Raw genomic sequence first — 13448 nt, 5'->3', positions numbered from 1 at the left:
CCTTCACGCTGAGCGGACGACGAGGCTCGAACTCGCGACCTCAACCTTGGCAAGGTTGCGCTCTACCAACTGAGCTACGTCCGCATGCCCCGCGCGTTTCCGTGCGGTGCGGGTACCACTATAGCCAACCCTGGGACCGTGCGATGCGCGCCGCCGCGTGCCGGTTCTCCGCACCCAGCTTCGCGGCCGCCGCGGAGAGGTAGTTCCGGACCGTCCCCGGCGTCAGCCGGGCCCGCTCCGCGATCTCCGCGATCGGCGCCCCGTCCTCCGCCAGTTCCAGCAGTTCGGCCTCCCGCGCGGTCAGCGGCGAGTCGCCCGCGCTGATCGCGTCGGCCGCCAACTCCGGGTCGATGTAACGGCTTCCCGCGTGCACGGTACGGATGATCTCGGCGAGCCGCCGGGCCGAGACGGTCTTCGGGACGAACCCCCGGACGCCCGCCTCCAGGGCCCGCTTCAGATGCCCGGGCCGCCCGTGCCCCGTCACGATCATGGTGCGGCAGTCCGGGACGTCGGCCCGCAGGGCTGTGGCCACTGTCACACCGTCCGCCCCCGGCATCTGGAGGTCCAGGACCGCCACATCGGGCCGGTACGCCCGCGCCATGGCGATCGCCTCCGTCCCCGAGGCGGCCTCCGCCACCACCCGGAGATCGTCCTCCAGCCCCAGCAGGGCGGCGAGCGCGCCCCGGATGAGGTGTTCGTCGTCGGCGAGCAGCAGGGTGATCACGCGTTTCCTCCTCGGTACCGGGTGAGGGCGGCGGTCTCCGGCGGGGCATCCGGCTCCCGGCCCACGCCTCGTCCGCCGGCCACCGCTCCCTCCCGGTCCGCCGGCCGTTCCGCCTCGGGTGTCCGGACGGCCGCGGCATACGGCCTGTCACCGACGGGCACGGGAGCGTCCGCCGTCGGAACGTGGGCCGGGGGAACGTCCGTCATGGGAGAGTCCGCCGTCGGAACGCCGGCCGGGGGAACGTCCGTCATGGGAGAGTCCGCCGCCGGAACGCCGGCCGCCGGAACATCCGCCACGGGAGCGCCGGACACCGGAACGTCCGCCCCCGCGACGCCCGCCGAAGGGCCCTCTTCCGCCACCGGCGGCACCTCCACCGCCGCCAGCGGCACCACCACCGTCAGCCGGAACACCCCCCGGGCCCGGTGCCCGGCCTCCACCGTGCCGCCGAGCGCCCTCACCCGCTCACGCAGCCCGGCCAGTCCGGTACCGCCCGTACCGCCAGTCCCGTCTGCGTCCCGCGAATCGCCCGTCCCGCCCAAGGCCCCGTCGTTCTCCATCTCCAGCACCGCCAAGGGCCCGGCTACCCGCAGCCGTATCGTGCAGCGCCGCGCGTCCGCGTGCCGCAGCACGTTCGTCGTGCCCTCGCGGACCACCCACGCCAGCACGGACTGCACCGCGTCCGGCAGCGCGTCCCCCGAGGCGTCGTTGACGCGGCAGGCGATCCTCGCCGCGCCCAGCACGCCGCGCGCCCCGGCGAGTTCGGTGTGCAGGTCCGCCCGCCGGTAGCCGCGCACCAGCTCGCGCATGTCGCGCTGGGCGTCCCGCGCGACCCGCTGCACCTCGGCCATCTGCTCCAGCGCGGCCGGCGATCCGCGGCGGGCCAGCTCGGCCGCGAGCTCGCTCTTGAGGGCGATCACGGTGAGGTTGCGCCCGAGGACGTCGTGCATGTCCCGGCCGAAGCGCAGCCGTTCCTCCGCGACGGCCAGCCGCGCCTGCACGGTCCGGGCGTTCTCCGCCTCCCACATCACCGCCAGCATCCAGCCCGTGCTGCGCACGGTGGCCAGCGCCCACAGGGCGGCGGCCCAGACCATCACCGCGGTGATCACCGCGCCGGGCAGCCGGCCACCGAACGGCAGGACGGCGACGGCCGCCCCGACACCGCCCAGCAGGCACCACCACAGATACGTCCGCACCCGGGGCGCCAGCAGGCTGAGGGCGCCGAAAAAGATCAGCGCTCCGCCCATCAGCACGGTGGGCCGTGACGTGAGGTGCTCCGGACCGTCCGCCCGCACCAGGGCGATCAACTGGATCACGGAGAGGAAGAGGAGGGCACCGGAGAGGACGATCCACCGCCAGGGCGCGGGGTGCCGCATCCGGTAGTGCTCCAGCGCCTGCCGGAAGAGGACCACGCCCACACCGCACTGTGCCCAGCCGAGCAGCAGCAGGACGGCGTCACCGGTTCGGTGGGCGCCGGAGTCGCCGAGGAAGGCGAGGGTGGGGCCGAGCGGGAAGAGGCCGGGCAGCAGATACAGCGTCCATCGCATATAGCTGTCGACCTGGGCGATCCTGCTCCGCCCCCGCCAGCCGCCGACGCGCGTCCGGACCCCTGTGACACCCCTGGCCCCCGCGGCCCTCATGATCGACCCCCTGTCCTCGGGCATGAAAAAACCCCGGTCACGGGGACCGGGGTCTTTCTCTGGAGCGGACGACGAGGCTCGAACTCGCGACCTCAACCTTGGCAAGGTTGCGCTCTACCAACTGAGCTACGTCCGCATGCTCCCGACCGGCTTCACCGGGCGGTGCGAACACCACTCTACCTGATCCACCGGAGTGGTCGGGACGAGCGATGAGAGCGGGTGACAGGGATCGCACACTGCGCCTCCCCCTTGGAAAGGGGGCGCTCTACTACTGAGCTACACCCGCGAGACCATCCTCCGGCCACGAATGTGGCCGATGAACGGCTGGAGCGGGTGACAGGAATCGCACACTGCGCCTCCCCCTTGGAAAGAGGGCGCTCTACTACTGAGCTACACCCGCGCGTCCACCCATCGGACCGCCGAAGCGAACCGATGAACGGCGAGAGCGGGTGACAGGGATCGCACACTGCGCCTCCCCCTTGGAAAGGGGGCGCTCTACTACTGAGCTACACCCGCGCGTCTCGTGGGGTTCGGCCTTTCGGCCTCGCCCCTCGGCGTGCTCCAGACTCTAGCGGATCATGCGGGGGTGAATGCAAATCCGGTGCGGGGGCCGGAATCTGAGGGGTGGCCGGATCCGGACGCCCGGCCCCGGAGGGCGGGGCGCGGTTCACCCCTGCGGGGGGCCCGGGGGAGGGCGGCGCCGGCCGCGCCGCCCCCGCCGCCGAGGCCCTGCCCCGGTCGTCAGTTCGCGGCCTCGAACGCCTCGTAGACCTTCTTCGGGATCCGGCCCCGCGGCGGCACGTCCATGCCGTGCGAGCGGGCCCAGGCCCGGACGGCCGCCGGGTCCGGCTCGACGGAGGTGCGGCGGTACGCCTTCCCGGAACGGGAGCGCTTCCGCCCGGCCTCCAGGTAAGGCTCCAGCGCGTGCCGGAGTTTCTTCGCATTGGCGGTGCTGAGGTCGATCTCGTACGACTTGCCGTCGATGCCGAAGGTGACGGTCTCCGCGGCCTCGCCCCCGTCGATGTCATCAAAGAGCGTCACTACCACACGCTGCGCCACGGAATGGGTCCTTTCAGCCTGTACCGCCGCGCTGACCTGCGGCGATGCATGGGTTTAGGTGGTTCTCGGGCAATGCCTTTTCCGAGGTTCCGCAAAGGGTATTGCCTGACGGGGCCCAGTTAATTCCGTCCGCCCGCCCGGGTGCAATGGGAACCGTGTGGTCTTCCGGGGTTTTTCCCGGATTTTTTCGACGGGGCCCGGCGGAGAGGGCGCGGTAAAGCGCTCGGAGCGCTCATGATATCTACCCGCGTAGATTTTTCAGGGCGGTACGCTGGCCTCACCGCTTCAGCTCACGCACCACACCACCGGGAGTGCCAGTGGCACGCGTCGTAGTCGACGTCATGCTCAAGCCGGAGATCCTCGACCCGCAGGGGCAGGCGGTGCAGCGCGCGCTGCCACGCCTGGGCTTCGAGGGGATCGCCGACGTCCGTCAGGGCAAGCGCTTTGAACTCGAGGTGGAGGGCCCGGTCGACGACGCCGCCCTCGCCCGGATCCACGAGATGGCGGAAACGTTTCTCGCCAACACCGTGATCGAGGACTTCACCGTTCGAGTCGAGCAGGCCGGCTCGTGACGGCACGCGTAGGGGTCGTCACCTTCCCCGGCACCCTCGACGACCGCGACACCCAGCGCGCCGTCCGCATCGCCGGACTGGAGCCCGTCCCCCTCTGGCACCGCGACAAGGACCTCCACCAGGTCGACGCGGTCGTCCTGCCCGGCGGCTTCTCCTACGGCGACTACCTGCGGGCCGGCGCCATCTCCCGGTTCTCGCCGGTGATGGGGACCGTCATCGAGCAGGCGAAGGCGGGGATGCCCGTCCTCGGCATCTGCAACGGCTTCCAGGTCCTCACCGAGACCCACCTGCTGCCCGGCGCGATGCTCCGCAACAACCACCTGCACTTCATCTGCCGCGACCAGAAGCTCCGCGTCGAGAACGCGGACACCGCCTGGACGGCCGACTACGAGGCGGGCCAGGAGATCTCCGTCCCGCTGAAGAACATCGACGGCCGCTACGTGGCCGACGAGCGGACCCTGGACGAGCTGGAGGCCGAGGGCCGGGTCGTCTTCCGCTACCTGGACGGCAACCCCAACGGCTCGCTCCGCGACATCGCCGGCATCACCAACGCCGCCGGCAACGTCGTCGGCCTGATGCCGCACCCCGAGCACGCGGTCGAGCCGCTGATCGGCACGGGCCGCACCGACGGCCTCGGTTTCTTCACGTCGATCCTCAAGAAGCTGGTCACGTCATGACGCTCGACACGGTCAAGCACGCCACCGAAACCCCCGACGTCGAACAGCCCTGGGCCGAACTCGGGCTCAAGCAGGACGAGTACGAGCGCATCCGCGCCATCCTCGGCCGCCGCCCCACCGGCGCCGAGCTCGCCATGTACTCCGTGATGTGGTCCGAGCACTGCTCGTACAAGAGCAGCAAGGTCCACCTCCGCCAGTTCGGCGAGAAGGCCCCGGAAAACGACGCCCTCCTCGTCGGCATCGGCGAGAACGCCGGCGTCGTCGACGTCGGCCAGGGCTACGCGGTCACCTTCAAGGTGGAGTCGCACAACCACCCGTCGTACATCGAGCCCTACCAGGGCGCGGCCACCGGCGTCGGCGGCATCGTCCGCGACATCCTCGCGATGGGCGCCCGCCCGGTCGCCGTGATGGACCCGCTGCGCTTCGGCGCCGCCGACCACCCCGACACCAAGCGCGTCCTGCCGGGCGTCGTCGCGGGCATCGGCGGCTACGGCAACTGCCTGGGCCTGCCCAACATCGGCGGCGAGGTCGTCTTCGACCCCTGTTACCAGGGCAACCCGCTGGTCAACGCGCTCTGCGTGGGCGTGATGAAGCACGAGGACATCCACCTCGCCAAGGCGTCCGGCACCGGCAACAAGGTCGTCCTCTACGGCGCCCGCACCGGCGGCGACGGCATCGGCGGCGTCTCCGTCCTCGCCTCCGAGACGTTCGACTCGACCGGCCCCGCCAAGCGGCCCGCCGTCCAGGTCGGCGACCCCTTCCAGGAGAAGCTCCTCATCGAGTGCACCCTGGAACTCTTCCGCGAGGACCTCGTCGAGGGCATCCAGGACCTCGGCGGCGCCGGCCTCTCCTGCGCCACCAGCGAGCTGGCGAGCGCCGGCTCCGGCGGCATGCGCGTCGAACTCGACACCGTCCCGCTGCGCGACGCGACGCTCTCGCCCGAGGAGATCCTCATGAGCGAGTCGCAGGAGCGCATGTGCGCGATCGTCGAACCCGGCAAGATCGACCGCTTCCTGGAGATCTGCGAGAAGTGGGACGTCATCGCCACCGTCATCGGTGAGGTCACCGACGGCGAGCGGCTGGAGATCTTCTGGCACGGCGAGCAGATCGTCGACGTCCCGCCGCGCACGGTCGCCCACGAGGGCCCGGTCTACGAGCGGCCCTACGCCCGCCCCGAGTGGCAGGACGCCCTCCAGGCCGACGACGCGAACAAGCTGCCCCGGCCGGAGACGGCCGAGGAACTGCGCGCCCAGGTCCTCGAGGTCGTCGCGTCCCCGAACCAGGCGTCCAAGTCCTGGATCACCGGCCAGTACGACCGCTTCGTGCAGGGCAACACCGTCCTCGCGCAGCCCGAGGACTCCGGCATGGTCCGGATCGACGAGGAGACCGGCCTCGGCGTCGCCGTCGCCACGGACGGCAACGGCCGCTACGCCAAGCTCGACCCGTACGCGGGCGCGCAGCTGGCGCTGGCGGAGTCGTACCGCAACGTGGCCGCCACCGGCGCCCGTCCGCTGGCGATCTCCAACTGCCTCAACTTCGGTTCCCCGGAGGACCCGGGCGTCATGTGGCAGTTCGCCGAGGCCACGCGCGGCCTCGCGGACGGCTGCCTGGAGCTGGGGACGCCGGTGACCGGCGGCAACGTCTCGCTCTACAACCAGACCGGCGAGACCGCCATCCACCCGACGCCCGTCGTGGCCGTGCTGGGCGTCATCGACGACGTCGCCCGCCGCACGCCGATGGCGTTCGCCGAGGAGGGCCAGCTCCTCTACCTCCTGGGCGACACCAAGGACGAACTGGGCGGCTCCGCCTGGTCCCAGGTGATCCACGACCACCTCGGCGGCCTGCCGCCGGCCGTGGACCTGGCCCGGGAGAAGCTCCTCGCCGAGATCCTGATCTCGGCGTCGCGGGACGGGATGGTGGACGCCGCCCACGACCTGTCCGACGGCGGCCTCGTCCAGGCGGTCGTCGAGTCCTGCCTGCGCGGCGGGAAGGGCGCGCGCCTGGTCGTCCCGGACGGCCTCGACGCGTTCACCTTCCTGTTCTCGGAGTCCGCGGGCCGCGCGGTCGTCTCCGTACCGCGCAGCGAGGAGCTCCGCTTCACGGACATGTGCGGGGCGCGGGGCTTGCCCGCGACGCGGATCGGCGTCGTCGACGGTGAGTCCCTGGAGGTCCAGGGCCACTTCGAGCTGCCGCTGGCGGAACTGCGCGAGGCGCACGAGGGGACGCTGCCGGGGCTGTTCGGGTAGGGGGTCCCTTCACCGTTTCGTGCGGGGGCAAGCCCCCGCACCCCTGAAACCGCGCTCCGCGCGGTTGTCCTCAAACGCCGGACGGGCTGAATAGCCCGTCCGGCGTTTGAGGACTAACGCGGCGCAGCCGCGTTGCTGCGGGGTCCGGGGTGTGCCCCGGGAAACGGTGAAAGGGCGGGACCGGGGCTCTCCTCCTCCACCGCACCCCGTGGCAGCCGCAACGCCAGAACCAACGCCAGCGCCATCGCCCCCGCCGCGCACAGGAACACCACATCCACCGCGGACGTGAACGCCGCGACCGCATCGGCGCGTTCGCCGCCACGCAAAGCCGCGATCCCGCTCGCCGACCCACCCGGCCCCTCCGCCGCGTACACCCGAGCGAGCACCGTCCCGAACAAGGCGGTTCCCAGCGCCCCGCCCAGCGTCTGGAAGAAGCGGATCCCCGTGGTGGCGACACCGAGCCGCCGCACCGGCACGGCCTGCTGCACCATGACGATGAGCTGCCCGAGAAGCTGCCCGAACCCGACCCCCAGGAGCAGCATCTCGCCCCGCACGGCCCACAGATCCGTCCCCGTACCGGACAGCGCCAGCAGCCCCATGGCGAGGCCGGCGCACACCGACCCGGACAGCACCGTTGTGCGCGGCAACCAGCCCAGCCGGGCGGTCAGCAGCCCGACGGCGGTCAGCCCAAGGGCCAAGGGCAGCATGAAGAGACTGGCATCAGTGGGATCGACACCCCGCGCGACCTGCAAATACAGCATCACGTAGACGATCGACCCCATCATCGCCACCCCGGAAAGCGCCTGCACGGCAAAGGCGACCCGCACCGTCCGCACCCGGAACAGCCCGAGCGGCAGCACCGGTTCGGCCGCCGTGGCCTGCCGCCACAGGAACAGCGCCAGCAGCACCGCGGCCCCGCCGATCAGCCCCAGCACGACCGGTGACCCCCAGGCGTACTTCCGGCCGCCCCACTCGGTGACCAGCAGCAGCGCGATGGAGAAGGCGGCGGCCAGCGCGGCGCCGAGGTAGTCGAGGCGGTGCCGGGCGCCGGGGACGGGGAGGTCCAGGACCACCGCGGCGACGGCCAGTACGGCGACGCCGATGGGCAGGTTGACGTAGAAGATCCAGCGCCAGTCCGCGTGGTCGGCCAGGTACGCGCCGAGCAGCGGGCCGAGCGCCATGCCGGCCCCGGCGACGAGCCCGCCGACGGCGGAGCCCCTGGCGGCGCCCTTCCGCGCGGGGTCCTTCAACTGGGCGATGACGACCATGGTGACGCTCATCAGCCCGCCGCCGCCGACGCCCTGCACGGCGCGGAAGGCGATGAGCCACTCCATCGAGCCGGCCGCGCCGCAGAGCGCCGAGCCGGCCAGGAAGATCGCGACCGCGCCCAGGAAGACCCGCTTGGCCCCGAGGGTGTCGCAGAGCTTGCCGTAGAGCGGCAGGGCGGCGGTGGCGGCGAGGGCGAACGCGGTGATGAGCCAGGGGATCCGGTCGATGCCGTGGACGGGGTCGAGGTCCCGGGCGATGGGGACGGTGACGGCCGAGACGATGTTCTGGTCGAGCACGGCCAGCAGCATCGTCACGAGGCAGACGGCGAAGCCGATGCGCCGCCGGGCGGCGGTCAGGGGTGCGGTCATGCGGGACAGCCTGGACCACGAACGTGTACCTGGTCAATTCTTTTGCCGGGCTCAAATTTCATCCTGGTACAGTCCTGTTATGACGCAAGGGCAGCCGGGACTGCGGGAACGCAAGAAGCTCCAGACCCGCCGCAAGCTGATGCGGGTCGCCGTCGAACTCTTCGAGGAGCGCGGCTACGACAAGGTCTCGGTCGCCGAGATCGCCGCCGCCGCCGAGGTCTCGAAGATGACGGTCTTCAACTACTGCGGCAGCAAAGAGGACATCCTCGTCGGTGCCCTGGAGGACCACGTCGGCGACGTCGCCCGCGCGGTCCGTGAGCGCGCGCCCGGCGAGTCCGTGGTCCACGCGGTGCGCCGGCAGTTCCTCGCCGCCGTCGACGCGTTCGAACCGGCGGTCGGGATGAGCGACGAACCGTTCGTCCTGCGGATGCGCCGGCTGATCATCGAGACCCCCGTCCTCTTCGCCCGCGCCCGGGAGATCGCCCACCGCAGCGAACGGCTGCTCGCCGAGGAACTGGCGGCGAACGTCACCCCGGACGACCCCGAGCTGGCCCACGTCATCGCCGGCCAGCTCATCGGCCTCCGCTACTCCCTCGTGGCCCTCAACCACCGCCGCCTGCTGGCCGGGGAGCCCGCCGCCTCCTTCGTCGACGACGCGAAGGCGCTGGCGGAACGGGCCTTCGACTCGCTGGAGTTCGGTCTCGGCGACTACGGAGCGGTACGCCCGGACACGGCCGGCTGAAACCTCCACCACGGCCCCCGCTGGTTACGCTCGCCCCATGACCGCCGCCCAGCGCAAACCGAAGCCCCGCACCTACGACCCCGCCAAGGTGCGGGCCGCCCTGGACGGGCAGTTGACCGCCCTGCGCCGGGCGGTGACCGCCCTCTGCGAGGGCCCTGGCGCGGCCGCGTCGCTGGCGGCGCCCACCCGGCTGGGCGACTGGACGGTCCGCGACCTGATCGCCCACCTGGCCATCGCCCTGGAGTCCCTGCCCGTCCGCCTCGCCGAGCCCGCGCCCGGGCCCGCCGAAACCCGCGTTGACCTGCGGGGATACCTCGCCGCCGCCCGCTCGGGGGCCGACTCCGTCGCCGTCGCCGCGACGACCGCCTCCCGCGCCCTGGGCGACGAACCGGCCGCCGTCGCCGCCCGGTTGGACGAGGCCGCGGACCGGCTCTCCACGGCCGTCGCGGACGCCGACCCCGCCGCGCCGCTCGCCACCGTGCTCGGCCCCATGACCGTCGCGGACTACACGCTCACCCGCCTGCTGGAGGCCGTCGTGCACGCCGACGACCTCGCCGCGGCCACCGGCCTGGCCGTCGCCCACGACCGGCAGGCCCTGGCCACCGTCACCCGGCTGCTGGCCGACGCGCTGGCTGCCGCGGCACCCGGCGGCTCGGTGGAGGTCCGGATCCCGCCGTTCGCCGTCGTCCAGTGCGTCGAGGGCCCCCGGCACACCCGCGGCACCCCGCCGAACGTCGTCGAGACCGACCCGCTGACCTGGATCCGGCTGGCCTCCGGGCGCGCCGACTGGGCCGCCGCCGTCGAGGACGCGCTGGTCAGCGCGAGCGGCGAACGGGCCGATCTGTCCGGACAACTCCCTTTGTTCGGCTGACAGAGCGTGCGTTCCAAGCCCCTGGGCTGTGACGGGGCGTCGCTGTCCGTGGTGTGAGCCATCCCCGGTCGTCCCCGGTTCGGATGAACGTCGTCCCTGCCATAGACTCGAGGTGTGCCTCGTGGTGACGGACGACTCAACCACGACCTGCTCCCCGGCGAGAAGGGCCCCCAGGACGCTTGCGGCGTCTTCGGTGTCTGGGCTCCGGGTGAAGAGGTCGCCAAACTCACCTATTTCGGGCTGTATGCGCTGCAGCACCGTGGACAGGAGTCCGCGGGCATCGCGGTGAGCAACGGCTCCCAGATCCTGGTCTTCAAGGACATGGGCCTGGTCTCCCAGGTCTTCGACGAGACCTCCCTCGGCTCACTGAGCGGCCATATCGCCGTGGGCCACGCCCGGTACTCCACCACCGGGGCCTCGGTGTGGGAGAACGCCCAGCCGACCTTCCGCGCGACCGCCCACGGCTCCATCGCCCTCGGTCACAACGGCAACCTGGTCAACACGGCCGAGCTGGCCGAGATGGTCGCCGCGCTGCCGCGCGACGGCGGCCGGGCCACCCAGGTCGCCGCGACCAACGACACGGACCTGGTCACCGCCCTGCTCGCCGGCCAGACCGACGACGACGGCAAGCCGCTGACCGTCGAGGAGTCGGCCGCCAAGGTCCTCCCCGCCGTCCAGGGCGCCTTCTCGCTCGTCTTCATGGACGAGCACACCCTCTACGCCGCCCGCGACCCGCAGGGCATCCGCCCGCTGGTCCTCGGCCGCCTGGAGCGCGGCTGGGTGGTCGCCTCCGAGACCGCCGCCCTGGACATCGTCGGCGCGGCCTTCGTCCGCGAGGTCGAGCCCGGCGAGCTCGTCGCCATCGACGAGAACGGCGTCCGGACCAGCCGGTTCGCCGAGGCCCGCCCCAAGGGCTGCGTCTTCGAGTACGTCTACCTGGCCCGCCCCGACACCGACATCGCGGGCCGCAACGTCTACCTCTCCCGGGTGGAGATGGGCCGCCGGCTCGCCGCCGAGGCCCCGGCCGAGGCCGACCTCGTCATAGCGACCCCGGAGTCCGGCACCCCCGCCGCCGTCGGCTACGCCGAGGCCAGCGGGATCCCGTACAGCGCCGGCCTGGTCAAGAACAGCTACGTCGGCCGGACCTTCATCCAGCCCAGCCAGACCATCCGCCAGCTCGGCATCCGGCTGAAGCTCAACCCGCTGAAGGAGGTCATCCGCGGCAAGCGCCTGGTCGTCGTGGACGACTCCATCGTCCGCGGGAACACCCAGCGCGCCCTGGTCCGGATGCTCCGCGAGGCCGGCGCCGCCGAGGTCCACATCCGGATCTCGTCCCCGCCGATCAAGTGGCCCTGCTTCTTCGGCATCGACTTCGCCACCCGCGCCGAGCTGATCGCCAACGGCATGACGGTCGACGAGATCGGCAAGTCCCTCGGCGCCGACTCCCTGGCGTACATCTCCATCGACGGCATGATCGAGGCGACCACCATCGCCAAGCCGAACCTCTGCCGCGCCTGCTTCGACGGCGAGTACCCGATGGAGCTGCCCGACCCCGAGCTGCTCGGCAAGCACCTGCTGGAGACCGAGCTCGCAGGCGGCCACGACGCCGCGGACGCCCTGCGCCGCCCGTAAGAACGACACGAAAGTTCTCAGGACTATGTCATCCGAGACCACCGGTGCCAGCTACGCGAGCGCGGGCGTCGACATCGAGGCGGGCGACCGCGCCGTCGAACTCATGAAGGAATGGGTGAAGAAGGCCACCCGCCCCGAGGTCGTCGGCGGCCTCGGCGGCTTCGCCGGCCTCTTCGACGCCAGCGCCCTCAAGCGCTACGAGCGCCCCCTGCTGGCCTCCGCCACCGACGGCGTCGGCACCAAGGTGGACATCGCTCGCCGCATGGGCGTCTACGACACCATCGGCCACGACCTGGTCGGCATGGTCGTCGACGACCTCGTGGTCTGCGGCGCCGAGCCGCTGTTCATGACCGACTACATCTGCGTCGGCAAGGTCTACCCCGAGCGGGTCGCCGCGATCGTCAAGGGCATCGCCGAGGGCTGCACCCTCGCCGGCTGCGCGCTGGTCGGCGGCGAGACCGCCGAGCACCCCGGACTGCTCGGCGCGGACGAGTTCGACGTCGCGGGCGCGGGCACCGGTGTCGTCGAGGCCGACCGGCTGCTCGGCGCCGAGCGGGTCCGTCCGGGTGACGTCGTCATCGCGATGGCCTCCTCCGGACTTCACTCGAACGGGTACTCGCTGGTACGCCATGTGCTCCTCGACCGGGCCGGCTGGTCGCTGGACCGCGAGGTCCCCGAGCTCGGCCGCACCCTCGGTGAGGAGCTGCTGGAGCCGACCCGGATCTACTCGCTGGACTGCCTGGCGCTCACCCGGACGACCGAGGTGCACGCCTTCTCGCACATCACCGGCGGCGGTCTCGCCAACAACCTCGCCCGGGTGATCCCGGACCACCTGCACGCGGGGATCGACCGCGCGACCTGGACGCCGGACCCGGTGTTCACCCTGGTCGGCGAGGTCGGCGGGGTCGAGCGGGCGGAACTGGAGAAGACCCTCAACATGGGCGTCGGCATGATGGCCGTCGTGCCCGCGGAGTCGGTCGACGCCGCCCTGACCACACTGGCCGACCGGGGCGTCGAGTCCTGGGTCGCCGGCGAGATCACCGAGCGCGGCGACCATGCCGAGGCCGCGGTGCTCAACGGGGACTACGGTGACGGCGGCACCAGCGGCGACCGCGCGGCCTGACCGGCCCCGGGCAGCACAGAACCCGGTCCGGGGCAGGGCCCCGGACCGGGTCGGAGAAAGCTATCGCGTTATCGCGTCAAGCGCGGCGACGGTAAGCGGACTGCCCGGACGAGTGCTGCTCGTCCTCGTCGTCCTCGTCGTTGTAACGCGCCGCGTACTGAGCGTACGGGTCGTCGTCCAGCTCATCGTCGAGCGGCTCACCGTTCGGCGGCTGCTTTACCGGCGATGCGCCCAGCTCGTTGGCCAGGCGTGAGAGGTCGGTCCCACCGCTGTTGTACTTCAGCTGGCGGGCGACCTTTGTCTGCTTGGCCTTGGCCCGGCCGCGCCCCATGGCTCGACCCCCTCAATTACGGGGCTCGACGGCCCCAGAGTCTTGACACGCGTTCACTGTCATGAGTCAGAGCGGATTCCCGCAGGGGAATCCGGCCTGTAGGACTTCAACGGTACCTGCTTCCGCGGCCATACGGTACGTCGCCCGCATGACGTGCCACGGAGCACAACCTTAAGGGCGCCCCGTCCCCGCTGGTC

Annotated in this window: 12 protein-coding genes and 5 tRNA genes; 7 read left to right on the top strand and 10 right to left on the bottom strand. The window is 71.7% G+C overall.

Annotation, left to right across the window (positions count from 1 at the left end; translation table 11 throughout):
* Positions 1 to 11: 11 nt before the first annotated feature.
* The 8 genes from J7W19_RS15110 to J7W19_RS15075 all read right to left on the bottom strand — a co-directional run bounded on the left by J7W19_RS15110 (position 12) and on the right by J7W19_RS15075 (position 3420).
* Positions 12 to 84 (bottom strand) — tRNA-Gly (locus J7W19_RS15110).
* 34 nt (positions 85 to 118) lie between these two features.
* Positions 119 to 715 (bottom strand): response regulator transcription factor, encoded by a 597-nt coding sequence (locus J7W19_RS15105; protein ID WP_040890683.1) that lies wholly within the window; start codon positions 713 to 715, stop codon positions 119 to 121.
* Between the two features lie 5 nt (positions 716 to 720).
* The gene (locus tag J7W19_RS15100) at positions 721 to 2385 is read right to left on the bottom strand and encodes a histidine kinase (RefSeq protein ID WP_233478110.1); all 1665 of its coding nucleotides are present in this window, start codon (positions 2383 to 2385) and stop codon (positions 721 to 723) included.
* A gap of 36 nt (positions 2386 to 2421) precedes the next feature.
* Positions 2422 to 2497 (bottom strand) — tRNA-Gly (locus J7W19_RS15095).
* Positions 2498 to 2575: 78 nt separating this feature from the next.
* Positions 2576 to 2647 (bottom strand) — tRNA-Gly (locus tag J7W19_RS15090).
* A gap of 39 nt (positions 2648 to 2686) precedes the next feature.
* Positions 2687 to 2761 (bottom strand) — tRNA-Gly (locus tag J7W19_RS15085).
* 44 nt (positions 2762 to 2805) lie between these two features.
* A tRNA-Gly gene (locus tag J7W19_RS15080) sits at positions 2806 to 2877 on the bottom strand.
* Positions 2878 to 3102: 225 nt separating this feature from the next.
* On the bottom strand, positions 3103 to 3420 hold the full coding sequence (locus J7W19_RS15075; RefSeq protein ID WP_004947814.1) for a histone-like nucleoid-structuring protein Lsr2: 318 nt from the start codon (positions 3418 to 3420) through the stop codon (positions 3103 to 3105).
* Positions 3421 to 3737: 317 nt separating this feature from the next.
* On the opposite strand from J7W19_RS15075, the gene purS reads away from it, so the two are divergent.
* The 3 genes from purS to purL are packed head-to-tail and all read left to right on the top strand — an operon-like array spanning position 3738 to position 6915.
* Entirely contained in the window at positions 3738 to 3992 is a 255-nt protein-coding gene (purS, locus tag J7W19_RS15070; protein ID WP_004947817.1) for a phosphoribosylformylglycinamidine synthase subunit PurS, read from the top strand.
* Positions 3989 to 4669, top strand: a complete 681-nt coding sequence (gene purQ / locus J7W19_RS15065) for a phosphoribosylformylglycinamidine synthase subunit PurQ (protein ID WP_004947820.1) — start codon at positions 3989 to 3991, stop codon at positions 4667 to 4669. Before purS ends, purQ begins: the two co-directional genes overlap by 4 nt.
* Positions 4666 to 6915 carry a phosphoribosylformylglycinamidine synthase subunit PurL gene (gene purL / locus J7W19_RS15060; protein WP_004947823.1) on the top strand — a complete coding sequence of 750 codons (2250 nt, stop codon included), beginning with the start codon at positions 4666 to 4668 and terminating at the stop codon, positions 6913 to 6915. The genes purQ and purL overlap by 4 nt, the downstream gene beginning before the upstream one ends.
* A 113-nt stretch (positions 6916 to 7028) precedes the next feature.
* Here the strand turns inward: purL and J7W19_RS15055 are convergent, their stop codons facing one another.
* On the bottom strand, positions 7029 to 8552 hold the full coding sequence (locus tag J7W19_RS15055) for an MFS transporter (protein WP_004947826.1): 1524 nt from the start codon (positions 8550 to 8552) through the stop codon (positions 7029 to 7031).
* A 79-nt stretch (positions 8553 to 8631) separates the two neighbouring features.
* Between J7W19_RS15055 and J7W19_RS15050 the strand changes: the two genes are divergently transcribed.
* The 4 genes from J7W19_RS15050 to purM all read left to right on the top strand — a co-directional run bounded on the left by J7W19_RS15050 (position 8632) and on the right by purM (position 12920).
* Positions 8632 to 9294, top strand: a complete 663-nt coding sequence (locus J7W19_RS15050; protein WP_004947829.1) for a TetR/AcrR family transcriptional regulator — start codon at positions 8632 to 8634, stop codon at positions 9292 to 9294.
* 37 nt (positions 9295 to 9331) lie between these two features.
* The gene (locus J7W19_RS15045; protein ID WP_004947832.1) at positions 9332 to 10165 is read left to right on the top strand and encodes a sterol carrier family protein; all 834 of its coding nucleotides are present in this window, start codon (positions 9332 to 9334) and stop codon (positions 10163 to 10165) included.
* Positions 10166 to 10279: 114 nt separating this feature from the next.
* Complete coding sequence (purF, locus tag J7W19_RS15040; protein WP_004947835.1) at positions 10280 to 11797, top strand: amidophosphoribosyltransferase; 1518 nt, start codon at positions 10280 to 10282, stop codon at positions 11795 to 11797.
* A gap of 25 nt (positions 11798 to 11822) precedes the next feature.
* Positions 11823 to 12920 (top strand): phosphoribosylformylglycinamidine cyclo-ligase, encoded by a 1098-nt coding sequence (purM, locus tag J7W19_RS15035; protein WP_004947838.1) that lies wholly within the window; start codon positions 11823 to 11825, stop codon positions 12918 to 12920.
* A 76-nt stretch (positions 12921 to 12996) separates the two neighbouring features.
* On the opposite strand, the gene J7W19_RS15030 is transcribed toward purM, so the two are convergent.
* Entirely contained in the window at positions 12997 to 13251 is a 255-nt protein-coding gene (locus tag J7W19_RS15030) for a DUF3073 domain-containing protein (RefSeq protein ID WP_004947845.1), read from the bottom strand.
* Between the last annotated feature and the right edge of the window lie 197 nt (positions 13252 to 13448).

Source organism: Streptomyces mobaraensis NBRC 13819 = DSM 40847 (genome assembly GCF_017916255.1).
Lineage (GTDB): Bacteria > Actinomycetota > Actinomycetes > Streptomycetales > Streptomycetaceae > Streptomyces > Streptomyces mobaraensis.
The sequence above is the reverse complement of the archived record's forward strand: the minus strand, read 5'-3'. Positions and strand labels throughout refer to the sequence as shown.

Coding starts and splice junctions, on each gene's coding strand:
- J7W19_RS15100 (WP_233478110.1), bottom strand. CDS start 2,385: ATGCCCGAGGACAGGGGGTCGATCATGAGGGCCGCGGGGGCCAGGGGT.
- purL (WP_004947823.1), top strand. CDS start 4,666: ATGACGCTCGACACGGTCAAGCACGCCACCGAAACCCCCGACGTCGAA.
- J7W19_RS15055 (WP_004947826.1), bottom strand. CDS start 8,552: ATGACCGCACCCCTGACCGCCGCCCGGCGGCGCATCGGCTTCGCCGTC.
- J7W19_RS15050 (WP_004947829.1), top strand. CDS start 8,632: ATGACGCAAGGGCAGCCGGGACTGCGGGAACGCAAGAAGCTCCAGACC.
- J7W19_RS15045 (WP_004947832.1), top strand. CDS start 9,332: ATGACCGCCGCCCAGCGCAAACCGAAGCCCCGCACCTACGACCCCGCC.
- purM (WP_004947838.1), top strand. CDS start 11,823: ATGTCATCCGAGACCACCGGTGCCAGCTACGCGAGCGCGGGCGTCGAC.
- J7W19_RS15030 (WP_004947845.1), bottom strand. CDS start 13,251: ATGGGGCGCGGCCGGGCCAAGGCCAAGCAGACAAAGGTCGCCCGCCAG.